This window comes from Pseudomonas sp. (assembly GCF_033723075.1).
GTDB lineage: Bacteria > Pseudomonadota > Gammaproteobacteria > Pseudomonadales > Pseudomonadaceae > Aquipseudomonas.
Genome location: NZ_JAWVXU010000027.1, coordinates 14074 through 38684 on the forward strand (window position 1 = coordinate 14074; position 24611 = coordinate 38684).

Sequence of the window (24611 nt, forward strand, 5' to 3'; positions counted from 1 at the left end):
CACCTTCTGTGTCGGCGCTGGGCAAGCAAACTTCAGAATGTTCTGCCGGCCGCCGGGCGCTTGCGCCGTTTCATCGGACGACGTGATCGTCGCGGGTCAGCTTAACCGCGCCTCCAGACTGTTCTGCGCCAGGCGCCGGGCCTGTTCCCGGGTCATGCCCAGGCTGTGGTGCAGCTCTTAGCTGGGATGCATCCGGCCTACGCGGTGGTGCAGGTCGGCAGGATTTATGTAGGAGCGGGGCGTCCCCCCGCTCCTACGGTGTGTCGTCCGCCTCAGGCCAGTCGCGCGTCCAGGCTGTTCTGCGCCAGGCGTTTGGCCTGTTCCTCGGTCATGCCCAGGCTGTCGTGCAGGGCGGCGAAATTTTCGCTGACGTAGCCGCCGAAGTAGGCCGGATCGTCCGAGTTGACCGTGACCTTCACGCCGCGCTCGAGCATCTGCAGGATGTTGTGCTGGCGCATGTCGTCGAACACCCGCAGCTTGATATTCGACAGCGGGCAGACGGTCAGCGGGATCTGCTCGTCGATGATCCGCTGCATCAGCCGCTCGTCCTCGCTGGCGCGCACGCCGTGGTCGATACGCTGCACCTTGAGCAAATCCAGGGCCTGCCAGATGTACTCGGGCGGGCCTTCCTCGCCGGCGTGGGCGACGGTCAACAGGCCCTCGCTGCGCGCCTTGGCGAACACCCGCTGGAACTTGCTCGGCGGGTGGCCCTGCTCCGAGCTGTCCAGGCCGACGGCGATGAAGGCATCGCGAAACGGCATGGCCTGCTGCAGGGTCTTGAACGCTTCTTCCTCGGACAGGTGACGCAGAAAGCTGAGGATCAGACCGTGGCTGATGCCCAGCTGTTTCTCGCCATCGACCAGCGCCTGCTTGATCCCGCGCAGCACCACCTCGAAGGGGATGCCGCGGTCGGTGTGGGTCTGCGGGTCGAAGAAGGGTTCGGTATGGACGACGTTCTGCGCCTGGCACTTGAGCAGGTAGGCCCAGGTCAGGTCGTAGAAATCCTGCTCGGTGCGCAGCACGTCGGCGCCCTGGTAATACAGGTCGAGAAATTCCTGCAGGTTGTTGAAGGCATAGGCGCCGCGTAGCGCCTCGACATCGTTCCAGGGCAGCTTGATCCTGTTGCGCGCGGCCAGGGCGAACAGCAGTTCGGGTTCCAGCGAACCTTCCAGGTGCAGGTGCAGTTCGGCCTTGGGCAGGGCGGTGATCCAGTCGTACATGATGAGGTCTCGCTATCGGACGTGGTTGCTGATGAGTTTAACCGCGTAGGGCGGGTGCAACCCGCCGGCATGACAAGTTGTAGGGTGGATGACGCTTCACCCATCCACCGGTGGTAGGCACAGTGGTGGACGAAAAAAGCGTCGTCCACCCTACGGCTACTCAGCCGCCGATCAGTTCTCGTGCCGCCTGACGGTGGTCGGCGATCAGCTGCGCCACATCCAGCCCCTCGATCTGGCCGTCGATCACTCGCCAGGTGCCGCCGATCATCATCCGGTCGGCGCGGTCGGCGCCGCACAGCAGCAGGGCCGAGAGCGGGTCGTGGCTACCGGAGAAGCGCAGCTCGTCGAGCTTGAACAGCGCCAGATCGGCCTGTTTGCCCACCGCCAGCTCGCCGATGTCCGTGCGCCCGAGCAGGCGCGCCGAGCCCTGGGTGGCCCAGCCCAGTACCAGCTGCGGGGTGATTTTTTCGGCGCCGTAGCGCAGGCGTTGCAGGTACAGGGCCTGGCGCGCCTCGAGGATCAGGTTAGAGGCGTCGTTGGAGGCCGAACCGTCCACGCCCAGGCCGATCGGCGCGCCGGCCGCTTCTAAGTCCAGGGTCGGGCAGATGCCCGAGGCCAGGCGCATGTTCGAGCTGGGGCAGTGGCAGATGCCGGTACCGGCGGCGCCGAGGCGGGCGATTTCATCGGGATTGAAGTGGATGCCGTGGGCCAGCCAGGTGCGCGGGCCGAGCCAGCCGACGCTGTCCAGGTAATCCACGGTGCGCAGGCCGAAGCGCTGCAGGCAGAAGTCTTCCTCGTCGAGGGTCTCGGCCAGGTGGGTGTGCAGGCGCACGTCCAGTTCCTCGGCCAGCTCGGCGCTCTGGCGCATGATCTGCGGCGTCACCGAGAACGGCGAGCAGGGCGCCAGAGCGATCTGGATCCGCGCACCGGCGCCGCGCTCATGGTACTGGCGAATCAGGCGCTGGCTGTCGGCCAGGATCACCTCGCCCTGTTGCACCGTCTGCTGCGGCGGCAGGCCGCCATCGGCCTGGCCCAGGCTCATCGAGCCGCGGGTGAGCATGGCGCGCATGCCCAGCTCGCGCACCGCCTCGACCTGCACGTCGATGGCCTGCTCCAGGCCGTCGGGGAACAGGTAGTGATGATCCGCCGCGGTGCTGCAGCCCGACAGCAGCAGTTCGGCCAGGGCCACCTTGCTGGCCAGCGCCAGCTTGTCCGGGGTCAGCCGCGCCCACACCGGATAGAGGGTCGCCAGCCAGGGAAACAGCGGCTGGTTGACCACCGGCGCCCAGGCGCGGGTCAGGGTCTGATAGAAGTGGTGGTGGGTGTTGATCAGCCCCGGCAGCACGACGTGCTCGCGGGCGTCGAAGACCTGATCGCAGGGCCGTGAGGGTTGCTGGCCGGCACCGAGCAGTTCGCTGATCAGGCCATCCTCGATCACCAGACCGCCGGCGGCGTCGAGCTGGTTGGCGGTGAAAATGGCCAGGGGGTTGTTGATCCAGATACGGGTAGCTGCCATGGGCAGGCTCCTCTGAGGGTGAGTTCAGGTTCGCCAGCTCAGTGTTGACCCTGTCTGCTGATCCAGGTGCGCCGAATGGCGTGCCGCTGAAGATACCTGTCCTGCCGGTCAGGATCAACCGGTGGTGCGTTTCACCAGGGGATGGCCTGTCCCAGGTAGTCGACGAAATGATGGCCGCCGCGCCCGGCATGCCGCTCGATCTGCGTCACCAGGCCGCGGCAGCTGGTGGCTATCTCCAGGCTGGCGCCGGCACCACCCATCTCGGTCTTGACCCAGCCCGGGTGCAGCGACAACACCGTCGGGCGCGGTTCGGCCAGGCTGCAGACCAGGCTGTTGGTCAGCGAATTGAGGGCGGCCTTGCTCGCCTTGTACAGCGCCAACTCGGCGCCCTCTGGGTTGGCCACGCTGCCGAGCACCGAACTCATGAATGCCAGCACACCGCTAGCCGGGCGGATCTGCTCGATCAGGCGTTCGGCCAGGCGAATCGGCGCGACCGCGTTGGTCATGAACAGCTGGCCCAGTTCGGCGGCCGTGGCGGCGCTGGTCGACTGGTGCGCGGGGCCAAGGATGCCGGCATTGATCAGCAGCAGGTCGAACACCTCGCCCTGCAGGCGTTCGGCCAATGCCTCCAGCGCGGCGCCGTCGTCGATATCCAGGGCCTCGATGCGCACGCCCGGCAGGGCCTGCAGCGCCTCGGCGGCTTGTGGGTCGCGCACGGTGGCGATGACCTGCCAGCCATCGGCGTGCAGCTGCTTGACCAGGCCGAGGCCGAGGCCACGGGAGGCACCGATGATCAGGGCGGTTCGAGTCGAGGTCATGGGCTTTGCTCCAGGGGGTTATGGGTCGGGCTGCTTGATGCCAGTCGATAAGTCTTGGCGCATTCACCTACAGCCGGCGTAGCGTGCTGCGTCCGCGGCTGATATCGGCCAGCAGCCGCTGCAGCTCGGCGAAACGCGCTTCGGGCACCGCCAGCTGCAGTTCGGCGCCGCTGGCATCGAAGGTTTCGCTGTCCAGCACGGCGTCCAGTTCGCCCAGGCGCGCCTTGAGCAGCGCCAGCTCGGCGAAGCCGCAGTGGCAGGCGCAACGGCTGCGCGTCCGCAGTTCGATGCCTTGGCCGCCCTGCAGGCACTTGTTGGCGCTGCCGCCATAGGCGCGGGCCAGGCCGCCGGTGCCGAGCTGGATGCCGCCGTACCAGCGGATCACCAGCACCGCCACCTGGTCGAAGGCCTGGCCTTCGATGGCGGCGAGGATCGGCCGGCCGGCGGTGCCGCCCGGTTCGCCGTCGTCGCTGAAGCGGTACTGCTGGCCTACCTTCCAGGCCCAGCAGTTGTGCGAGGCGCCGGGGTCGCTGGCGGCGGCGATAAACGCCTGCGCCTCGGCGACGCTGGCCACCGGCGCGGCCAGGGCGAGAAAGCGGCTCTTGCGGATCTCCTCGCGGTACTCGCAAGGGCCGAGCAGGGTGAAGGGCATCAGCTTTTTGCGGGTGGAGTCAGGCCGCAGCCCTTGAGGATGATGCGTACCAGGTTGTCGCCGGCCTCCTCGAAATCCGCCTTGGTCAGGCGTGTGCGGCCAGTGACCCGGCAGATCTGCGAGGCGAAGTCGGCGTAATGCTGGGTGCTGCCCCAGAGCAGGAAGATCAGGTGCACCGGGTCGACCGGGTCCATCTTGCCGGCGGCGATCCAGGCCTCGAACACCGTGGCGCGACCGCGGAACCAGCTCTGGTAGTCCTGGTTGAAGAACTCCGACAGGCACTCGCCGCCGCTGATCACCTCCATGGCGAAGATCCGCGAGGCCTTGGGGTAGCGCCGCGAGAACTCCAGCTTGGCGCGGATGTAGCGGGCCAGGGCCTCGGCCGGGTCGTCGTCGACGCTCAGGGTATTGAAGGTGCTGTCCCAGAGGTCGAGGATGTCGCTCAGCACCGCCAGGTACAGGCCCAGCTTGTTGTTGAAGTAGTAGTGCAGGTTGGCCTTGGGCAGGCCGACGGTCTGCGCGATGGTGTTCATGCTGGTGCCCTTGAAGCCGTGGCGGGCGAATTCTTCCTCGGCGGCGGCGAGGATCGCTTCTTCGTTTTTCTGGCGAATGCGCCCGGCCGGTTTGCCGGTGGCATGGGCGCTGTGTGCGGGGACTTCGACGGTCATGGGGCGGTTCCGCAGTGGTCAGGTTTTCAGACGACTGCACTGATAACCCACTGTCGCCGAGGTGACAAGCGCAAGGCGCAGAAAAACCGCCGCGGATGCTCTCCGGTCCAGCTGATGCACCAGGGTTGTGCGTTGACGCGGTGCTGGCCTGTAGCCGAACGTAGGAGCGGGCCATGCCCGCGATGGCTTTTGCGGGCATGAGCTATCGCGGCCATGGAACTGGGCGTCCCCACCGCTCCTGCGCAATTCTTGAACCCGGTCTCAGCCACGCGGTTCGCGGGCCGCCTGCGTCTTGGCCTGTGCCTGGCGCCCGCCCAGGTACCAGCCCAGCGCGGCCCACACGGCGGCCAAGGCGGCGCCGACCAGGGCGGCCAGCAACACGCCCTGGCTGAGCATATCGAGCAGTGCCTTGGTCCAGGCGCTGATGGCGTCGCCGCCGCGGTAAACCACGGTGTCGATGAAGTTCTTGGCCTTGTACTTGGTCAGCGCGTCGAGCGGGGCGAAGAGCATTTCCCGGCCGGGGCGGACGAAGGCGTACTCGCCGACCCGGCGCACGATCATCAGCGCCGCGAGCATGGCGAAGGTCGGTGCCAGGGCCAGGCCGAGAAAGCCCAGGCAGACCAGCAGCGGCACCCCGGCCAGCAGCGCGCGCAGGCCGAGTTTCTCCGCCACCCGCCCGGTGATAAACAGTTGGGCCAGCAGCGACAGCGCCTGCACGCTGAAGTCGATCAGGCCAAACACGCGGATCTGCTGGTTGCGTTCCGGGAAGGTCAGCGCCACCAGGCGTGCCTGTTCGAAGTAAAGGAAGGTGCTGGCGGTGGCCAGGAGGATGACGAAGGCGCTGATTCCCAGCAGGTAGGGCGAGGCCAGCACCCGGGTGACGCCGCTGAACGGATTGCCCGTCACCGGCTCGCGCGGGTTTTCGCTGGGCGGTGCGCCGGGGCGGCCGGCGCCACCGCGGGCGCGCCAGGCCATCAGGTGGTGCTTGGCCAGCACGGCGACGCCGAGCAGCAGGGCGGCGCAGAGGATCAGGCCGCTCTGGCCGATGGCACCGACCAGCAGGGCGCCCAGCGCCGGCCCGGCCAGGCCGCCGCAACTGGCGCCGGCGGCGATAAAGGCGAACAAGCGCTTGGCCTGGGTCGAATCGAACACATCGGCCATCAGGCTCCAGGCCACCGAGACCACGAACAGGTTGTAGACCGAGATCCACACGTAGAACACCCGCGCCGCCCAGATATCGTCGCCGGCCTGCTGGAACAGCGCGGCGAAGGCCAGCAGGTTGAGGATGAAGAAACCGTACACCCAGTCGATATAGCGCGCCCGCGGCACCCGCGAATTGAGCCAGGCAAACAGCGGCACGGCGGCCAGCATAACGACGAAGGTCGCGCTGAACAGCCATTGCAGGTTCTCCACGCCGCCGCGGATACCCATCGCCTCGCGGATCGGCCGCAGCATGAAATAGCCGCTGAACAGGCAGAGGAACAGGCCGAAGCCGCACAGCGCGGCGAACAGCTCGGCCGGTTTGGCGTTGATCGCCTTGGCCAGGCGTTGGCTTGGAGGCATGGCTGTTCCCTTCAAAGGTGGGACCGCGTACGTGGGGCAGAGCGCTTCTTCCGTAGGAGCGGGCCATGCCCGCGAAGCGCTTCGAGCAGAAGTATCGCGGGCATGGAACTAGGCGTCCCCCCCGCTCCTACGAAAAGCACCGGCCGCGATTCAGCTGAACGCCCGCACGATCCGCTCGCGTAGCGCCGCATCCGGCAGGCGGCCATGCCCGGCCATGAGATTGTCGGCCATGTAGCGCGCCTTGGAGGTGGCCGGGATCACCACGGTCGCCGCCGGGTGGGCGAGGATGAACTTGAGCAGCAACTGCGCCCAGGAGGTGGCGTCGACCTCGATCGCCCACTCCGGCAGCGGCTTGTCCCTGACCCGGTCGAACAACTGGCCGCGCTGGAACGGCCGGTTGATCAGGGTGGCGATACCCCGTTCGGCGCAGTAGGGCAACAGGCGCTGCTCGGCGTTGCGCTCGGCCACCGAATAGTTGAACTGGACGAAATCCACCGGCTCCTTCGCCAGCACCGCGAGCAGGTCGTCGTGGGCCGACTCGAGGTAATGGGTGATGCCTATGTAGCGCACCTTGCCCTGCTCCTTGAGTTCGCGCAGCAGGCCGAGCTGGGTGCGGGTGTCCTGCAGGTTGTGCACCTGCACCAGATCGAGCCGGTCGGTTTGCAGGGCGCGCAGGCTGGCTTCGACCTGGGCCATGCCGCGCTCGCGGCCGCTGGCGGAGATCTTGGTGGCGAGAAACGCCTTGTCCCGGGTGCTGGTGCGCCTGAGCAACTCGCCGCTGACCGCCTCGGCATTGCCATAGCTGGGCGCGGTGTCGATCAGGGTGCCGCCGCCGTTGATAAAGGTGCGCATCACCTCGTCCAGCGGGCTGAGGTTGGCGTCGTCGAGGCTGACATTGAAGGTGCGTGAGGTGCCCAGGCCGATCACCGGCAGGAGTTCGTCGCTGCCGGGAATGCGCCGCTGCAGCAACTCCCCGGGAGTCAGGGCGAAGGCGCTGCGCGCCAGCCAGGGCGCGGCGGCAATAAGACTGAGTAGGGCGGCGCTGCGCTGAATGAAGTGGCGACGGCTAGGCATGGCATCCTCCGTGGTGGCGCTGCATGGGTATCGAGCATAGTTATGTGACCGTCCCGCGCGCCACCTGCGCCCGGGCAGTTGTTACCTGCTGTGTCGCGTCCCGAGGCGCCGCGGGTGGTCGCCCGGGTGCCCTGCCTCACGGGTCACCGCCGGGCGAGCGGCCCTCCGTAGGGTGTATATGTGCTCCGCCACAGCCGCAAGCAGTGCACCATTGGTTAATCGGCGTGGCCTAAAAGCTGGCGGGCTGTCGCTTCGCTCCGAGCGTCCGGCGTCCCGGGCCGCCCTGCGGAACGTTGCCCGGGTCGCCCTTCGGCGTCGTTTCGTGGCGCGCGAACGCCGCTCAGCCGCTCGCCGCCAGGCCCTCGAGAAAGCTCTCCAGCACCAGGTGCGGACGGCGGCCCTTGCGGGTGACGGCGGCCAGGCTGAGGTCGTAGAAGCGCGAGTCCGCCTTGAGCGCGCGCAGGCGGCCCTGCTGCACCCAGGCCGCGGCGTAGTGGTCGGGCAGGTAGCCGATGTAACGGCCAGTGAGGATCAGGAAGGCCATGCCCTCGCGGTCCGAGGCGCTGGCGGTGCAGTTGAGGGCCTGGTAGTGGCTCTGCACCTCGGGCGGCAGGCGGAAGGTCGGCGCGATGGCGTCCTGGGCATTCAGGCGCTGATCTTCCAGCTGCTGGTCGTCGACATAGAACAGCGGATGGCCAACCGCGCAGTAGAGCAGCGAGCGCTCGTCGTACAGCGCCTGGTAGTCCAGCCCGGACAATGCGCCGGCCTGGGGCACCACGCCGATATGCAGGCGGCCGTCGAGCACGCCTTGCTCGACCTCGCTCGGCGGGGTCATGCGGATATGGATGCGCACCTCCGGGCCGCGCTCCTTGAGCCGCGCCAGGGCGTTGGTGATGCGCATGTGCGGCACCGTCACCAGGTTGTCGGTGAGGCCGATGTTCAGCTCGCCGCGCAGGTGCTGATGGAGGCCGTTGACCTCGGTGCGAAAGCTCTCCAGCGCCGCCAGCAGTTGCTGGGTCGACTGGTACACCTCGCGGCCTTCCTCGGTCAGGGCGAAGCCGGCGCGACCGCGCTGGCACAGGCGCAATCCGAGGCGCTGTTCGAGGTCGCTCATCTGCTGGCTGATCGCCGAACGGCCGATCCCCAGCACGCTCTCGGCGGCGGAAAAGCCGCCGCATTCCGCCACGCTGCGAAACAGCTTGAGCAGGCGGATATCAAAGTCGCTGACCTGGGCCAGGGGTTCCGGGCGGCGTGTACTCATTGTTTAGCCATCACTTAACTAAAGATAAGAATAGTGTGCTTTTACTGACTGTATGCCCGTGGCACCTTGTCTGGCAACAGATTCGCTTTTGTTTCTGTGGGGGTGCCGTCCGGCCCCTCACACGGTGCCTACACTGATCAAGTTGCCCACACACGAGGCCGCCCCATGAACATGCCGCAGACCGCCACCCCGTCACTGGCCAGCCAGCTCAAGCTGGATGCCCACTGGATGCCGTTTTCCGCCAACCGCAACTTCAAGCGCGACCCGCGCCTGATCGTGGCTGCCGATGGCAACTACTTTATCGACGACCAGGGCCGGCGCATCTTCGACAGCCTGTCCGGGCTGTGGACCTGCGGTGCGGGGCATAACCGCAAGGAAATCCAGGAAGCGGTGGCCAAACAGCTCGGCACCCTCGATTACGCCCCAGGCTTCCAGTACGGCCACCCGCTGTCCTTCCAGCTGGCCGAGAAGATCGCCGAGCTGGCCCCCGCCGGCCTCGATCACGTGTTCTACACCGACTCCGGCTCCGAGTGCGCCGACACCTCGGTGAAGATGGCCAAGGCTTACTGGCGCCTGAAAGGCCAGCCGAGCAAGACCAAGTTCATCGGCCGCGCCCGTGGCTACCACGGTGTGAACATTGCCGGCACCTCGCTGGGTGGCATCGGCGGTAACCGCAAGATGTTTGGCCAGATGATGGACGCCGACCACCTGCCGCACACCCTGCAGGCGCACCTGGCGTACACCAAGGGCATGGCCGAAACCGGCGGCGTGGAGCTGGCCAACGAGCTACTGAAACTGATCGAGCTGCACGACGCCTCGAACATCGCCGCGGTGATCGTCGAGCCGATGTCCGGTTCCGCCGGCGTCATCGTGCCGCCAGTCGGCTACCTGCAACGGCTGCGCGAGATCTGCACCCAGCACAATATCCTGCTGATCTTCGACGAAGTGATCACCGCCTACGGCCGCATGGGCAAGTGGACCGGTGCCGAATACTTTGGCGTCACCCCGGACATCATCAACACCGCCAAGCAGATCACCAACGGCGCGATTCCGCTGGGCGCGGTGATCGCCTCCAGCGAGATCTACAACACCTTTATGAACCAGGCGATTCCCGAGCACATGGTCGAGTTCGGCCACGGCTACACCTACTCGGGCCACCCGGTGGCCTGCGCCGCGGGCCTGGCGACCCTGGAGTTGCTCAAACGCGACCACCTGATCGAACAGTCGGCTGCGCTGGCGCCGATCTTCGAAGACAAGCTGCACGGCCTCAAGGGCAGCAAGCACGTCCTCGACATCCGCAACTGCGGCCTGGCCGGCGCGATCCAGATCGCCCCGCGCGATGGCGACCCGGTGATCCGTCCGTTCGAGGCCGGCATGGCCCTGTGGAAGGCGGGTTTCTATGTGCGCTTCGGTGGCGATACCCTGCAGTTCGGGCCAACCTTCAACACCACGCCCGAGCAGCTGGACTCCGTGTTCAATGCCGTCGGCGATGTGCTGAACAGCCTGGATTAATTCCTGCCACGACAGATCACCCCGGCGGCCAAGCCCGCCTAGCAAAATTTGCCAACGGAGATTTCATGAGCCATATCCCACACCTGATCAACGGCGAACGCATCGAAGGCCAAGGCCGCACCGCCGACGTGTTCAACCCCGCCACCGGCGAGGTGATCCACCAGGTCGCCCTGGCCGACCGCGCCACCATCCAGCAGGCAATCGACGCCGCCAAGGCCGCCTTCCCGGCCTGGCGCAACACGCCGCCGGCCAAGCGCGCCCAGGTGATGTTCCGCTTCAAGCAACTGCTCGAGCAGCACGAAGGCGCCATCGCCAAACTGATCAGCGAAGAGCACGGCAAGACCCTCGAGGACGCCACCGGCGAACTCAAGCGCGGCATCGAAAACGTCGAGTTCGCCTGCGCCGCCCCACAAGTTCTCAAGGGCGAATACAGCCGCAACGTCGGCCCCAATATCGACGCCTGGAGCGACCTGCAGCCGATCGGTGTGGTGGCGGGGATTACCCCGTTCAACTTCCCGGCCATGGTGCCGCTGTGGATGTACCCGCTGGCCATCGTCTGCGGCAACTGCTTCATCCTCAAGCCGTCCGAGCGTGACCCCAGCTCGACCCTGTACATCGCCGCCCTGCTGATCGAAGCCGGCCTGCCGAACGGCGTGATGAACGTGGTGCACGGCGACAAGGTCGCGGTCGATGCGCTGATCGAGGCTCCGGAAGTCAAGGCCCTGAGCTTCGTCGGCTCGACCCCGATCGCCGAATACATCTACAGCGAAGGCACCAAGCGCGGCAAGCGCGTGCAGGCCCTGGGCGGGGCGAAGAACCACGCGGTGCTGATGCCCGATGCGGATCTGGACAACGCCGTCAGCGCCCTGATGGGCGCGGCCTACGGTTCCTGCGGCGAGCGCTGCATGGCCATCTCGGTTGCCGTGTGCGTCGGCGACCAGATCGCCGATGCCCTGGTACAGAAGATCGCCCCGCAGATTCACGAACTGAAGATCGGCGCCGGCACTTCCTGCGGCCTCGACATGGGCCCGCTGGTCACCAGCGCCGCCCGCGACAAGGTCAAGGGCTACATCGACGCCGGCGTCGCCGCCGGTGCCGAGCTGGTGGTCGACGGCCGCGGCCTGAGTGTCAGCGGCAACGAGAACGGCTTCTTCCTCGGTGGCACCCTGTTCGACAAGGTCACCCCGGAAATGACCATCTACACCGACGAGATCTTCGGTCCGGTGCTGTGCATCGTTCGGGTCAACAGCCTGGAAGACGCCATGCAGTTGATCAACGACCACGAATACGGCAACGGCACCTGCATCTTCACCCGCGACGGCGAGTCGGCGCGGCTGTTCTGCGACGAGATCGAAGTCGGCATGGTCGGCGTCAACGTGCCCCTGCCGGTGCCGGTGGCCTACCACAGCTTCGGCGGCTGGAAGCGTTCGCTGTTCGGCGACCTGCATGCCTACGGCCCGGACGGCGTGCGCTTCTACACCCGCAAGAAGGCCATCACCCAGCGTTGGCCGCAGCGCGCCTCGCATGAGGCGGCGCAGTTCGCGTTCCCCAGCAATGGTTAAGCGGGTAGGGCGGTAAAGCGAAAGGCCAGTCGAGAGACTGGCCTTTTTGTTTGATATGGCTCGTAGCCTGGGTTGAGTTTGGTGAAACCCATCAGGCATTTCCCGGGAGCGGCCATGGAGCGTCCACGCTACGGCCTCTCTCCGGCTGCTGGCTCATCGTCCCTGGCGCCCGCCCAATCTGCCGCAACAGCCCCGACGCGACGTACCGATGCAATCACCCAATGGTAGCCCGGGTTGAGCGCAGCGATACCCGGGAGCGGCCATGAAACGTCCACGCTACGGCCTCTCCCCGGCGGCAGGCTCATCGTCCCTGGCGCCCGCCCACTCTGCCGGCAATACCCCCGACGCGACGTAACGATGAAACGACGACCACGGCCACTCGATCACGTGTTCCACATGGCCGTGTTTGCGCGGGTTGTGATGGATGTAATCGACATGGCGGGCAAAGTCTTCATCGTCACGAATACGATGCTCCCAATAACGCTGCTGCCAGATGCCGCGTTCTCCCTTGCGTTCGCGGCTAGGCGATACGTGCTCGCCCGATGGCAGGGCTCGGGAAAAGCCGCTCTTGATCAGGCGCCAGCGTAGCGCAAAATCTGCATCCCCAGGTGGCAGCGTGCAGAGTGCATGCAAGTGATCGGGGAGGATAACGATAGCCTTGATGTGCCACGGGTGAAGACGCATCACATGCCTAAAGCTGGCACGCAGCAGGTCGACGTGCTCGGTCAGCAAATCGCTATGGCGGTTTGCCAGGTTGAGCGTAAAAAACCAGGTCGCACCCGGCGTTGTGTCACGGCGGTAGAGCACCATTGCCTGCAGTCCCTTGCAGATGAGAGTCACCCCAATGGTAGCCCGGGTCGAGCGCAGCGATACCCGGGCTACGTGCTGGCGCGGATTGCGCTGTATGCCCGCTTAGGTCGCTGGGTGCTGTCTCAGTGCAGGGTGTTCGCTGTACCAGGGGCGTTGCTGCATGAATAGCACCAACCGGTCGATCTGCGGCACCAGCAGGTTGGCGGCAAGCACAGCGAAGCAGAGACCATCGACATACAGCCCGAATTCGCGAATCAATTCGGTCAACGCGCCAATGATCGCGCCGAACAGGACGCGGCCGGCAGGTGTATCGGGACTGGTGACCGGATCGGTGGCGATGAAGAAGGCGGTGAACAGATAGCCGCCGAGGCTGAGGCTGTACAGGCTTTCCTGTGGGCTATGGCCGGCCGCCAGGCACAGCGCAATGGTGCTGGCGAGCATCGCCAGTGGAATCTCGATGCGGATCACCTTCAAGATGCCCAGCAGCAAACCGCCGGCTATGTAACCGATCCCCGACAGATTGGGGGTGATCGGGGTGAACTCCCCCAGGGCCAGCTGGGTGGCGCCGGCGAATGCGTCGAATGCGAGGCGCGGCGCCAGTTGCAACTGCTGCACAAGCACCTGTTCTGCGCTCAGGGCGAGCGTCCAGGGGGCATGGTTCGATGGCGCGGGATACAGCAGTTGGTAGAAGCAGATGGCGATGATGCCCAGGCCAACCATGGCGGGGTTGAGACGGTTGCGGCCGAGGCCGCCACTGCCGTATTTACACAGGACGACGGCGGCAAGGCTGGACAACGCGATCATCCACAGCGGCACCAGCAGCGGCAGTGCCCGGGCGAGAATCAGGCCTAATACCAGCCAGCTCAGGTCGCCCAGCCCCGCACGCACATCAGATCCGCGCAGGCGCAGCACCGCGGCTTCGAAGCCCAGGGCCAGCAGCACGCACCAGAAGGCCTGTAGCCAGACCACGACGCCGAATTGCCAGGCATACAGGGCGGTGCCCGGCAGCAGGCACAGGCTGACCAGCAGCATCAGCGTTCTAAGCCGGTGCGGGGTAGGGCTGTGGATCAGGCTCATGGGCGCAGCTCCGTCTTGCTCTGGCGAAAGCGCTCGCGCAGCGGCAGATTGCTGGGGCAGACGCTGCTGCAGCTGCCGCACTCGATGCAGGCATCCAGCCGCAGGGTCTGCAAGGTCACGTGGTCCGTGCGCTCAGCCGCGGAGTAGAGGTCCAGCGGCCTCAACGACATCGGGCAGACATCTACGCAGCGTGTACAGCGGATGCAACTGCCCGCGGGTTCGGCTGCCGGCAGGTAGCGCTCGGCGCCGAAAATCAGGCAACTGCTGGTCTTGCTGATGACCGCGGCGGGGTCAGGTAGTGGCAGTCCCATCATCGGGCCGCCGACCTGGGTCAGACGGCCCGCAGGATCGGCACCGGCAAGCTTGCGCAGTTCACCGACTGGATAGCCAAGCGGCACCTCGACATTCCCGGGGCGCTCACAGACCCCGGTCAGCGTCAGCACGCGTGATATCAGCGGTTCGCCGTGGAAGATGGCGCGGCCCAGTGCGTAGAGGGTCGCGACATTCAGCGCCAGCACGCCGATCTCGGCGGGCCGGCTCCCCGGTGCCAGGTTGCGGCCGCTGAGGCTCTTGATCATCAGCGGCTGGCCGCCTGCCGGGTAACGTTCCGGTAGCGGACAGATCTCGACCGGGGTGCGCGCCTGGCCAGAGGCGGCACGCAACGAGGCCATCGCCTCGGGTTTGTTGGTTTCGATACCGAAGCGGGTCTGGGTTATTCCCAGCAGGCTGGCGAGGTAGTCGGCGGTCTCGATCAGCGCCCCGGCACGTTCGCGCATGAGCCGGTCATCGCAGGTCAGGAAGGGTTCGCATTCGGCACCGTTGATCAGCAGCAGGTCGGGCTGCTGGGCGCCGGCCAGCTTGAGGGCCGTCGGGAAACCCGCCCCACCCAGGCCAACGATACCCATCTGCAATGCCCGTTCGACCAGCGCCTCGGGCGTTTGCGGTGGCCCCGGTAGCGGGCGTTCGATCCACTCATCCAGGCCATCTGCGTTCAGCATGACGGCCATGACCGGCTCGGCCGAGTCGGCCGCGAAGGCGAGGCCGACCTGTTCGACGATGCCGGAGGTGCTGGCATGCACCCAGGGGGTGTTGTCATCGCCGATACCGATCACCTCGCCCTTGCGCACATGCTGCCCCGGCTGCACGCAGGGCTGGGCGCATCGGCGACCGCGCTCGAGCGGGATCGCCAGCTGTATGTGGCCGACTGCGACCGGGGCAATCGGCGTGGCATTGGATAACTGTTTGTAGCCCCTGAGCTTGAGTCCCCCGTGCCAGCTGCGCGGTGAGGGTGCGGCGATGGCAAGCAGGCGGCGCCAGAAGGGTTTCTGTTGCGGCTGGCGTTGGGCGCGAACGGGGAGCTGGATGCGCTCGACGCTCTGTAACGAATGGCTAGACATTATCTGTCCTCCAATTTTTGGACATAAAAAACCCCTGTGCGCTAAAGCGCATAAGAGGATTTTGCTCCGGGTATTTGAGGGGAAAGCGAGGTGGGGGACTCGATCACTCAGGAGGTTCAGAGCGCCAAACGGATAAATTGTTCGTTTTTTGATCAGGGTTGCTGATAAACGGTAGGTCAAATGTTGACCTGTGCGGCATCGGCAAAAGCACTGCAAAGTGTCGCCGGCAATGGCTGCGCTGAGCTCCCAGGCTCTGGCCCGGGCAAATGCTCGTGGTGTTTGGCAAGTCGTGCTCGATCGCCATACGCCACTTGAATGACCGCGTTCTGCGCGGCGTTACAACCGTAGGATGGTTGAACGCCGCGATACCCATCGGCTGTCCATCGACGACTTGGAATCATCGCCTGGCTACCAAGGGCCAGATCTTTTTTGCGGTGCTCATTCGTCTATCCGTGACGGTGTTCTGGTAAGTGACGGTGTTCTGGTAAAAAGTCTGGTCGGTAGAAAAGGAGCCCCCTCGATGAGCGAGCCATTCAAGCTGGATCTGGATACGTACCTCAAGCGCCTGGGCTACTCGTCGGCACCGCCGCCGACCCTGGAAACCCTGCGCGAACTGCAGTTGCGGCATACCGCCGAGTTTCCCTTTGAAACCCTGTCAACGATGCTCCACGCCCCGGTGCACGTTGACCCGCCTGCGCTGCAGGACAAGTTGCTGCGCCAGGGCCGCGGCGGTTATTGCTTTGAGCTCAACCGGCTGTTTCTGCTGCTGTTGCAGGCGCTGGGCTTCGAGGCGCGCGGGCTGACCGGGCGAGTGGTGCTGGGCGGGCCGGAGGATGCCCAGACTGCCCGCACGCATATGCTGGTGCTGGTGACCCTCGAGGGTGTGCGCTACATCGCCGATGTGGGCTTCGGCGGCATGGTGCCGACCGGCCCGCTGCTGCTGGACAGCGAAGCGGAACAAGCCACCCCGTATGAGCCTTACCGGCTCACCCAGGTCGACGGCACCTACACCTTGCGCGCGCTGGCGAGCGGGAGCTGGCAGGCGTTGTACCTGTTCGATCTGCAGGTGGCGGCGGACATCGATTACGTGGTCGGCAGCTGGTACGTGTCCACCCATCCGGACTCGCCATTCCTCGGCCAACTGATGGTGGCCCGGACCGGGCATCGTCTGCGCAAGAGCCTGAACAACGGCAGCTTCGCCATCCATCGTCTGGGCGAAGTCAGCGAGCGCGTGCAGCTGCGAGACGTCGATGCGGTGCTTGAGGTGCTGCGGGATGAGTTCGCCATTCGGGTGCCGGAGCACCCCGGGTTGCGTGCGGTCATCGAACGGCTGATTGCTGGGGAGTGAGGCTTGGGTCGCGAAGCGCGTAGGGAGGGGGCAACCCGCAGTGCCTTTGACTTGTGGCGGGTTGCGCCAGCCCTACAACTGCAGTCCCTTGCAGATGAGAGTCACCCCAATGGTAGCCCGGGTTGAGCGCAGCGATACCCGGGAATCGGTGCCCTGGGTATCGCTGCGCTCAACCCAGGCTACGTGCTGATTGCTGGCGAGTGAGGGGGAATCGCGGGGCCCAAGCCGCTCGATGCCGCATGATCCGACCTACAAGGCCGGCGGATAAGCCCAACATCCCTTGTAGGAGCGGTTTTAGCCGCGAAGCAATAGCTGGCGCACCGTTAATTTCGCACTCCGGCTCAGCATTCTTATTGTCTGCACTTAAGGTTTCGCCCTTACGGCGAGTCACTTTTTGCAGTCGCCAAAAAAGTAACCAAAAAGGCTTGCCCCTGCATCCGGGTCTCGCTGCGCTCGACTTCCCTCACTCCATCATTGCTCCGTGGGCACGCTGTGACGGGCCATCCATGGCCCAACACAGCTCTCGGCTTTGGCATCCTGCGTCGCCCTACCTCCTGCATCCATGCAGTCGTCGCGGCATCCATGCCGCTCAACCCACTACGCAACGATTCCGTTCGGCCTTCTGAAGGGGCGTTTGGCGTCGCCTGATAGACTCACCCAGTTACTGAACAAATCAAAAGCACCGCCCACGCGAAGCGTGGGCGGTGCTGGCTTGTGATTTGCCTTTCGCCGTGCAAGGACGCGGAGCGTCCGGTGCTGCGTGCCCACGCGGAGCGTGGGTACTATCGATGTCCTTCGCTGTTGATTCCACAAATCGTCCAGGCGCCGCCGATCCCTGATCCCGTCAGGAGGCCGAGTGGAGGTGCTGTGGAGAGGGGCGTTTGGCATGGATGCCAAACGAGGAACGATGGGCCAGGGATGGCCCTTCGTGACGACCCTCGGAACAGCGCCGGAGCGAGGGGCGTTGAGCGCAGCGAAACCCGTATGCCGGGCGCGCTTTCTCTTTGGTTACTTTCTCTTTCGCGCGAGCAAAGAGAAACGGAGCGAAGCGAAGTAACAGCCGCAGGCTGACCCGAAGGGTGAGCGAAGCGAATCAAGTGACTCGCCGTAAGGGCGAAACACGTAATCAAAGCCAGTGGAGTTACGGCGGATTAACACAGGGTGCTTGTTTGCTTGCCGAGAAACTGATGGGTATCGCTGCGCTCAACCCATCCTACAAAGTCGTGCTGCGCTACGTTAAAGGCTACGAATAAAAACCAGTGGTCATTTTCAACTGGTCGGCAAAATCGTAGATTTCATCCAGTGAACTAATCGGGTGACGTGTCTCGGTTTTCTCTTGGTCAAAGATGCCGATGTATTTTTGCATGCGATTGAAGTGCAGGCGACAAATCGGTTTACGGTTGTTGTCGTCCAGCAAAATACCGAAGTAGCTCTGAGTATCACGCTGAATAATTCGCTTAGCGTCAACAACCGAGCGCACAATCGCTTTTACAATATGGTAGCCCTCAAGTTCTTCAAGCGTGGTTATCACTTTGTCGTCTGCGGGCTCGTTGAGTTGTTCTGCCGGGGCCTCGCTTGGTGCCGGTGCGGCAGCGGGGTAGCTAGGCTGTAGCGCACCGCTCATTGCAGACTTCAAGCGATCATTAACTTGGTCGCTCAAAAATTGAGCAACAGCTTTTCGGGTCAATTCGGCGAATTGCTCACGCACTTTTTGCGTGATCATTCCTTCATAAACGCGCGATGCGAAGAGCTTTACAAAATCATCATCAGGTTTGCTGAACTGGGACGCGATTTCTTTTTTTATTTGGCTGACATACTTGAGTTCGCCTGCGGAGTTGACAATGGATTCAACATCGAAGGCCGATTTTGTGAGTTTTATTAGTTCAGGTACTGCATGTTCATCAATATCAAGTAAATCCAGTTCAAGGAAGGGCTTCTCATCCATCTTGTTTGGCGCGTCAAGGTCAGTAAAGAATTTGTAGACTTGACCGTTGGTGAGGATGGAGATACGTGCATTGGTTACATGGAAGTAGCGAAATAGTTGGGAGGCGTGATTGACGTTCAGTGGTTCGCCAATTTTTTTGCATTCGATCAATATTTGAACTTCGCCGTCTTTCAGGATCGCGTAGTCAATCTTTTCACCTTTTTTCGTCCCTACGTCACAGACAAATTCCGGGGTTACTTCCCGTGGATCAAATACGTCGTAGCCGAGCACGCTGTTGATGAATGGCATGACAAAGGCATTTTTTGTAGCTTCTTCCGTTTTTATCGCTGCAGCCTGTTGGCGAATCTTGGCTGAGAGGCTGTTAAGTTTTTCGAAGAATTCCATGTCTAGCTCCTTGCTGTATTAATGCCCGTGGTTTGTGTTGGCTATGCGATCCGTTGTGTCACTTCCCCACCTTCCTATTCCTCACATACAACGCCTCGCCCCCCGTCGCACTGCTCCCGCGCACCTGCAACTCGAAGCGCTTGGGATGTCCCTTGATCAAGTCGCTGAGCTTCTTGAATCCATACAACCGCGCATCGAACGCCGGGCGTAGCTTGCTGATGTTCGAGCCAAGCAGGCCGAGCTGGACCCAGCCGTCTTCGTCGTTGATGTCTTCGATGACCTTGGCGATAAAGTCCGTCGGCACTTTCTGCGCTTTCGGTTTGGCGACTGGCTTGGCCGGTTCGTCGGGTTGTTCGCTGGGTGCGCTCGGTTGTGGTTTGTCGTCGCTGCTGGCCGGCTCGGGTTGGGCTTGCGCTGCATCGGCGCGCAGCAGTTCGGTGTAGATGAACTTGTCGCAGGCGGAGACGAACGGCGAGGGGGTCTTCTCTTCGCCGAAGCCGTAGACGGTCAGGCCTTCCTCGCGCAGGCGGGCGGCCAGGCGGGTGAAGTCGCTGTCGCTGGAGACCAGGCAGAAACCATCGAAACGCCGGGTGTAGAGCAGGTCCATGGCGTCGATGATCAGCGAGCTGTCGGTGGCGTTCTTGCCGCGGGTGTAGGCAAATTGCTGGATCGGCTGGATCGAGTAGTCCAGCAGCACCTTCTTCCAGCTGCCGAGGTTGGGCTGGGTCCAGTCGCCGTAGATGCGCTTGACGCTGGCGACACCGAACTTGGCGATTTCCTCGAACAGGCCTTCGACGATGGCGGCGGAGGCGTTGTCGGCATCGATCAGCACCGCCAGTAGCTGTTGCTGGCGCGCAGGGTGGGCTTTGCTGGCCATGGGTCATCCTTGCAGAGGCATGCCCCGAACATACTGCGGATGCTGGCAGGGCGCCATAGGCAGGCATATTCACGTTGGTCGCCACCATCTGCCATTTGCTTGACCTGTGCCGGGGTAGGGCCGAGTGGTTGCGCCTATAGTCGCCCCCTCGAACGCCCGTCCTATCGAGCAAACCAGGCAAAGGTCTCCCGCCATGCGCGCACTCGCCCTTGTGTTCTTCTGTTGCATCGCCAGTCTGGCCCAGGCCAGCGACGAGGCCATGCAGCGCTTTACCCAGCTCAACGCCGACCCGGTACTGCGCGAGCAGGCCTATGCCGCCGGTCAGGAGCGCATTCGCTTCTGCGGCAATTGCCACGGCGAGAACGGCAACAGCAAGCGGCCGTACATTCCCAATCTGGCCGAGCAGAACCCGGTGTATCTGTTCAACGCCTTCGAGAAGTTCGCCAGCGGCGAGCGCAAGGATTACGTGATGTCCCAGCTGGCGCCGAACCTGACCCTGGAAGATCGGGTCAACGTCGCCATCTACTTCGGGCAGCAAAAGCTGCTGGCGCATAGCGAGCCGGTCGATGCGGCGTTGCAGCAGCAGGGCGAGGTGATGTTCAAGACCATCTGCACCGGCTGCCACGGCGTGAATGCCGAGGGCCGCGACAACACCCCGCGCCTGGCCGGCCAGCCGGCCGAGTACCTGCGCAAGGCGCTGACGCGTTTTCGCGACAAGGATCCGAGTCGCGCCGGTTCGGTGATGATGTCGATCGCCGCCGACTTCAGTGATGCACAGATCGGCGCCCTGGCCGTTTATCTGCAGCAGCTGCAACCCTGAGGGGTTGTGAAAAACTCCTGCCTGCGGCGGCAACGCTGTTCGCTCAAACCAAGTGAGCAGCACTCTTCTGTAGCCCGGATTGCATCCGGGCTGCGGGACGGCAAAAAGCATCGCGGGCCTGGGCTAGGCGCCCCCGCCGCGCCTAGGATTTCTATGTCCTGCGAGGCTTGTGCATAAACATGGGATCTACCCGTTGGGCGCTTATTTGATCGCCTTCAGCACCACGAACTTGGGCGTGGCCGCGACCTGCTCGACGCCGCGGAACAGGCGTTTGAGTTTGGCGTGGTAGCCCAGGTGACGGTTGCCGACAATCCATAGCTCGCCGCCGGTGACCAGCGCGGCGCGGGCCTGCTGGAACATGCGCCAGGCGAGGAAGTCGCCGACCACCTGCTGCTGGTGGAAGGGCGGATTGCACAGCACCAGGTCCAGCGAGTCGGCTGGTTGCTCGGCCAGACCGTCGCCGGCGCGGATCTCCACCGGGCGCTCGCCGAGGGCCGCGCGCCAGTTGTCTTGGGCCGATTGCACCGCCATATAGGATTCGTCGACCAGGCACAGTTCGGCTTGCGGGCTGCCCAGCGCATAGGCGATCCCCAGCACACCATTGCCGCAGCCGAGATCCGCCACGCGCATGCGGCTGAGGTGTTTGGGCAGGTGGGGCAGGAAGGCGCGGGTGCCGATGTCGAGGTCTTCGCGGCAAAATACGTTGGCGTGGTTGAGCAGCTCGATGGCCGGTTTGTCCAGGCGATAGCGGGTCGGATAGGGCGAGACGGGGGTGGGTTTGGTGCTAGGTGTGGCCAACAGCAGGCGCGCCTTCTTCACCGCCAGCGAGGCCTGCACCGGGCCGATGTATTTTTCCAGCAGGTCGCCGGCGGCGCGGGGCAGGTGCTTGACCATGCCGGCGGCGATGACCCGGGCGTCGGGCGCCAGTTGGCCATGCAGGCGGATCAGTTGTTCTTCCAGCAAGGCCAGGGTCTTGGGTACGCGGATCAGCACCCGGTCGAAGGGGCCCTGGGCGGTTGCGCTGGCCGGCACGAAACTGACCGCATCTGTGGGCATGTGATTGCGCGCCAGGTTGGCCTGCAGGCCCAGGTAGCCCAGGTGCGAGTCGCTACTGCTGGTGACCCGGGCATGGCCGGCCAGATTGGCCGCCAGGGCGCCGAAGTTGTCGTTGAGCACCAGCACGCGCGCGTCGCTAGGCAAGCCCTGCTCATGCAGATGATTGAGCAGGTACTCGTCGGCAGCATCGAAGGCCTGCAGGGGTTCGGCCTGCTGTTCGGGCTGGCGGATCAGGTCTAGTTGGGCAAAGGGCGTAACGAATATAGGCATATAGACTGCTGGTGTTTGTTAAGGGCGCTTTGCGCGACACTGTGACAGGCCGTTGAAAAACTACTGCGCTCGGCTATGCCGCTAGAAGTTAGCCGCGGCAAGCGGCTTGCTGCTAACGCACTTCAGTGCGGCCCCGAAGGGGCGGGCGAAGCGAGTACTGCTCATGTACCACTCGTACACTCCACGTCCTCGACTAACTTCGCCTTGCCTAGCCTTCGCTCGCTACGTTTTTTAACGGCCTGCCAGATCTTCGGCACAGCAGAGGGAGTGAAGTATGACCGCCAGCGAAGACAAGTTCACCCGGCAGATCTTGAGTGACGTGCATGTGTGGTCGCCAAGCCTGTTCAGCCTGCGTTGTTCGCGGGACTCCGGGTTTCGCTTTCGCGCCGGGCAGTTCGCCCGCCTTGGCGTGCAGAAGGCCGACGGCACTGTGGTCTGGCGTGCCTATTCGATGGTGTCGGCGCCCCATGACGAGTTTCTCGAATTCTTCTCCATCGTCGTACCCGGCGGCGAGTTCACCTCCGAACTGAGCCGACTCAAGGCCGGCGACAGCGTGCTGGTGGACAAGCAGGCCTTCGGTTTTCTGACCCTGGACCGTTTCGTCGATGGTCGCGATCTCTGGCTGCTGGCCAGCGGCACCGGTCTGGCGCCCTTTCTGTCGATCCTCCAGGACTTCGAGGTCTGGCAGCGCTTCGAGCGCATCGTCCTGGTCTACAGTGCGCGCACCGTCGGCGAGCTGGCCTATCAGCCGCTGATTCACGGCCTCAAAGACCTGGAGCACCTGGCCGAGTATGCCGACAAGCTGACCTATCTGCCGCTGGTGACTCGCGAACAGGCGCCGGGCTGTCTGCACGGGCGCATCACCACACTGCTGACCAGCGGCGAGCTGGAGCGCGCCGCCGGCCTGAGCCTGAGCCCCGAGCACTCGCGGCTGATGCTCTGCGGCAATCCGCAGATGATCGATGACACGCGGAAATTGCTGAAGCAGCGCGACCTGCAACTGAGCCTGACCCGCCGGCCGGGCCAGGTGGCGGTGGAGAATTACTGGTAGCGGCGAGTGACACCAGGATCGCGGATGACACCCGCCTGGGCGCTGTTGCGCTCTATTCCTTGCTTTGCTGGGCCTTGAGCAGGTCGCGAATCTCCGTCAGCAGGGTTTCTTCCGGGCTCGGCGCCGGCGGCAGGGTAGGGGCTACGGCTTCCTCGCGCTTGAGCCGGTTGATCACCTTGACGGCCATGAAGATGGCGAAGGCAACGATCAGGAAGTCCAGCAGGGTCTGAATAAACTTGCCGTAGCTGAGGATCACCGCCGGCAGGTCGCCTTCGGCGGCCTTGAGGATGATCGCCAGGTCGGTGAAATCGACGCCGCCGATCAGCAGGCCGATGGGCGGCATGACTACATCGCCGACGAAGGACGAGACAATCTTGCCAAAGGCCGCCCCGATGATGATGCCCACGGCCATGTCGACCACGTTGCCTTTGACGGCGAAGGCCTTGAATTCGCTGACGATGCTCATGTGCTGCTCCCTGATTGAGATGATGAGCAGAGTGTAATGCAGCGCACGGCACTTGCCAGGCGCGCGCTCGGAAGTTGTGTCGACTCAGTAGGGAAAGCGAATCTCGGGCAGCGTCTCGAAGCCTGGTTTGGCGAACAGATAACCCTGAAACATCTCCACGCCCATGTCGCGTAGCGCATCGAGTTCGTCTGTGGTTTCAATGCCCTCGGCGATCACGCGGATATTCAGCTTGCGGCACATCTGCAGGGTGGCCTCGACCAGGATCTGCCGCACGCTGTCCTGGTCGATGCCACGGATCAGTGCCATGTCCAGTTTGATCAGGTCGGGTTGGAAGTCGGCCAGCAGATTGAGGCCGGCATAGCCCGCGCCGAAGTCGTCGATGGCGGTCATGAAACCCTGCTCGCGGTAGGCCCTGAGGATGCCGGTGAGGTGGTCGATATCCAGCACCTGTTCCTGCTCGGTGACCTCGAAGATGATCCGCTCGAGCGGAAAGTTGCAGCGCCGAGCCGCCTCCAGGGTGGCGCGGATGCAGGTCTCCGCGCGGTACACGGCGTTCGGCATGAAGTTGATCGAGACCATGGCCGGCACCCTCAACTTTGCCGCCCATTCCACCGCCTTGATCCGGCAGCTCTGGTCGAACGCATAGCGGTTGTCGGCATTGACCCGGGCCAGCAGGGTGCCGGCCGACTCCCCCGTCGCGCCGCGGACCAGGGCCTCGTGGGCAAATATCTCTTGTCTGGCCAGGTCGAGGATCGGCTGGAAGGCCATGGTAATGGGGAATTCCAGTTTTTCCCCGTCTCGGCAGGCGGAACAGCCTGAAGACGTATTCATGCGCATCCTCTCGTGTGGGTCATGGCAACCAAGTTAAGCAATAAAATGCGGCGCGTATCCTGCTTTCTTGCCAGTAGTCTAGGATTTCGGTGCGAAGCAGCGAGCTGAACTAGTCTGATTAATACATTTGGAGGGCGTCGCCATGCCATTGCAATATCATCCACTCAGCCGCGAGTTTCCACAGTTTGAAACACAAATGCGCGCCTTGCTGAAGGCCGACGGCCATTTCGCCCGCTTGGCCGAGGAATACGAACAGTTGGATAAACGCATCTATGAAGTGACGGATGGCCGGGAGGCGATGGACGAGTTGCAGTTGCAGGGTCTGAAGATGCAGCGGGTTACCCTCAAGGACGAAATCGAGACCCTGCTGCGCAACGGTGCGGCGGGTTGATCCGGGTCAAGGGGTGAGCCGGACCAGGAGAATATGCTGGGT

At 63.9% G+C, this 24611-nt stretch carries 22 protein-coding genes; 6 read left to right on the forward strand and 16 right to left on the reverse strand.

Features of this window, described 5'->3' with window-relative positions; genetic code table 11:
* Positions 1-272: 272 nt before the first annotated feature.
* The 8 genes from R3355_RS21885 to R3355_RS21920 form a co-directional block, all read right to left on the reverse strand.
* Complete coding sequence (locus tag R3355_RS21885; RefSeq protein WP_318963184.1) at positions 273-1220, reverse strand: adenosine deaminase; 948 nt, start codon at positions 1218-1220, stop codon at positions 273-275.
* Between the two features lie 160 nt (positions 1221-1380).
* Positions 1381-2736, reverse strand: a complete 1356-nt coding sequence (locus R3355_RS21890) for an 8-oxoguanine deaminase (protein ID WP_318963185.1) — start codon at positions 2734-2736, stop codon at positions 1381-1383.
* A gap of 131 nt (positions 2737-2867) precedes the next feature.
* Positions 2868-3554, reverse strand: a complete 687-nt coding sequence (locus tag R3355_RS21895; RefSeq protein ID WP_318963186.1) for an SDR family oxidoreductase — start codon at positions 3552-3554, stop codon at positions 2868-2870.
* A 67-nt stretch (positions 3555-3621) separates the two neighbouring features.
* On the reverse strand, positions 3622-4206 hold the full coding sequence (locus R3355_RS21900) for a YigZ family protein (protein ID WP_318963187.1): 585 nt from the start codon (positions 4204-4206) through the stop codon (positions 3622-3624).
* Positions 4206-4874 (reverse strand): TetR/AcrR family transcriptional regulator, encoded by a 669-nt coding sequence (locus R3355_RS21905; protein WP_318950772.1) that lies wholly within the window; start codon positions 4872-4874, stop codon positions 4206-4208. Before R3355_RS21905 ends, R3355_RS21900 begins: the two co-directional genes overlap by 1 nt.
* A gap of 261 nt (positions 4875-5135) precedes the next feature.
* A complete protein-coding gene (locus tag R3355_RS21910) occupies positions 5136-6437 on the reverse strand; it encodes an NTP/NDP exchange transporter (protein WP_318963188.1) in 1302 nt (433 codons plus the stop codon).
* 150 nt (positions 6438-6587) lie between these two features.
* Entirely contained in the window at positions 6588-7511 is a 924-nt protein-coding gene (locus R3355_RS21915; RefSeq protein ID WP_318963189.1) for an aldo/keto reductase, read from the reverse strand.
* 340 nt (positions 7512-7851) lie between these two features.
* Positions 7852-8772, reverse strand: a complete 921-nt coding sequence (locus tag R3355_RS21920) for a LysR family transcriptional regulator (RefSeq protein ID WP_318963190.1) — start codon at positions 8770-8772, stop codon at positions 7852-7854.
* A gap of 165 nt (positions 8773-8937) precedes the next feature.
* Here R3355_RS21920 and R3355_RS21925 point away from each other — a divergent pair, with 165 nt between their 5' ends.
* Together R3355_RS21925 and R3355_RS21930 are read left to right on the forward strand one after the other, a co-directional pair.
* Positions 8938-10284: an aspartate aminotransferase family protein gene (locus tag R3355_RS21925; protein ID WP_318963191.1), complete on the forward strand. Its 1347-nt coding sequence runs from the start codon at positions 8938-8940 to the stop codon at positions 10282-10284.
* A 65-nt stretch (positions 10285-10349) separates the two neighbouring features.
* A complete protein-coding gene (locus R3355_RS21930; protein WP_318963193.1) occupies positions 10350-11846 on the forward strand; it encodes a CoA-acylating methylmalonate-semialdehyde dehydrogenase in 1497 nt (498 codons plus the stop codon).
* A gap of 276 nt (positions 11847-12122) precedes the next feature.
* On the opposite strand, the gene R3355_RS21935 is transcribed toward R3355_RS21930, so the two are convergent.
* The 3 genes from R3355_RS21935 to rsxC all read right to left on the reverse strand — a co-directional run bounded on the left by R3355_RS21935 (position 12123) and on the right by rsxC (position 15130).
* Positions 12123-12656 carry an REP-associated tyrosine transposase gene (locus R3355_RS21935; RefSeq protein WP_318963194.1) on the reverse strand — a complete coding sequence of 178 codons (534 nt, stop codon included), beginning with the start codon at positions 12654-12656 and terminating at the stop codon, positions 12123-12125.
* A 102-nt stretch (positions 12657-12758) separates the two neighbouring features.
* A complete protein-coding gene (locus tag R3355_RS21940) occupies positions 12759-13733 on the reverse strand; it encodes an RnfABCDGE type electron transport complex subunit D (protein WP_318963195.1) in 975 nt (324 codons plus the stop codon).
* On the reverse strand, positions 13730-15130 hold the full coding sequence (gene rsxC / locus R3355_RS21945; RefSeq protein WP_318963196.1) for an electron transport complex subunit RsxC: 1401 nt from the start codon (positions 15128-15130) through the stop codon (positions 13730-13732). The genes R3355_RS21940 and rsxC overlap by 4 nt, the downstream gene beginning before the upstream one ends.
* Positions 15131-15650: 520 nt before the next feature.
* On the opposite strand from rsxC, the gene R3355_RS21950 reads away from it, so the two are divergent.
* Positions 15651-16478 (forward strand): arylamine N-acetyltransferase, encoded by an 828-nt coding sequence (locus R3355_RS21950; RefSeq protein WP_318963197.1) that lies wholly within the window; start codon positions 15651-15653, stop codon positions 16476-16478.
* Positions 16479-17721: 1243 nt separating this feature from the next.
* Here the strand turns inward: R3355_RS21950 and R3355_RS21955 are convergent.
* A complete protein-coding gene (locus R3355_RS21955; protein WP_318963199.1) occupies positions 17722-18807 on the reverse strand; it encodes a type I restriction endonuclease in 1086 nt (361 codons plus the stop codon).
* A gap of 58 nt (positions 18808-18865) precedes the next feature.
* On the reverse strand, positions 18866-19684 hold the full coding sequence (locus R3355_RS21960) for an NYN domain-containing protein (protein WP_318963200.1): 819 nt from the start codon (positions 19682-19684) through the stop codon (positions 18866-18868).
* 193 nt (positions 19685-19877) lie between these two features.
* Between R3355_RS21960 and R3355_RS21965 the strand changes: the two genes are divergently transcribed.
* Positions 19878-20504, forward strand: coding sequence for a c-type cytochrome (locus R3355_RS21965; protein WP_318963201.1), 627 nt, complete (start codon positions 19878-19880; stop codon positions 20502-20504).
* Positions 20505-20705: 201 nt separating this feature from the next.
* On the opposite strand, the gene R3355_RS21970 is transcribed toward R3355_RS21965, so the two are convergent.
* Positions 20706-21830 (reverse strand): class I SAM-dependent methyltransferase, encoded by a 1125-nt coding sequence (locus R3355_RS21970; RefSeq protein ID WP_318963203.1) that lies wholly within the window; start codon positions 21828-21830, stop codon positions 20706-20708.
* 274 nt (positions 21831-22104) lie between these two features.
* Here R3355_RS21970 and R3355_RS21975 point away from each other — a divergent pair, with 274 nt between their 5' ends.
* Complete coding sequence (locus R3355_RS21975; RefSeq protein WP_318963204.1) at positions 22105-22881, forward strand: ferredoxin--NADP reductase; 777 nt, start codon at positions 22105-22107, stop codon at positions 22879-22881.
* 52 nt (positions 22882-22933) lie between these two features.
* Here the strand turns inward: R3355_RS21975 and mscL are convergent, their stop codons facing one another.
* Entirely contained in the window at positions 22934-23347 is a 414-nt protein-coding gene (gene mscL, locus R3355_RS21980) for a large-conductance mechanosensitive channel protein MscL (protein ID WP_318963206.1), read from the reverse strand.
* Positions 23348-23431: 84 nt separating this feature from the next.
* Complete coding sequence (locus R3355_RS21985) at positions 23432-24178, reverse strand: EAL domain-containing protein (RefSeq protein ID WP_318963207.1); 747 nt, start codon at positions 24176-24178, stop codon at positions 23432-23434.
* Between the two features lie 142 nt (positions 24179-24320).
* Here R3355_RS21985 and R3355_RS21990 point away from each other — a divergent pair, with 142 nt between their 5' ends.
* Entirely contained in the window at positions 24321-24569 is a 249-nt protein-coding gene (locus R3355_RS21990; RefSeq protein WP_318963208.1) for a YdcH family protein, read from the forward strand.
* The last annotated feature ends 42 nt before the right edge of the window (positions 24570-24611 follow it).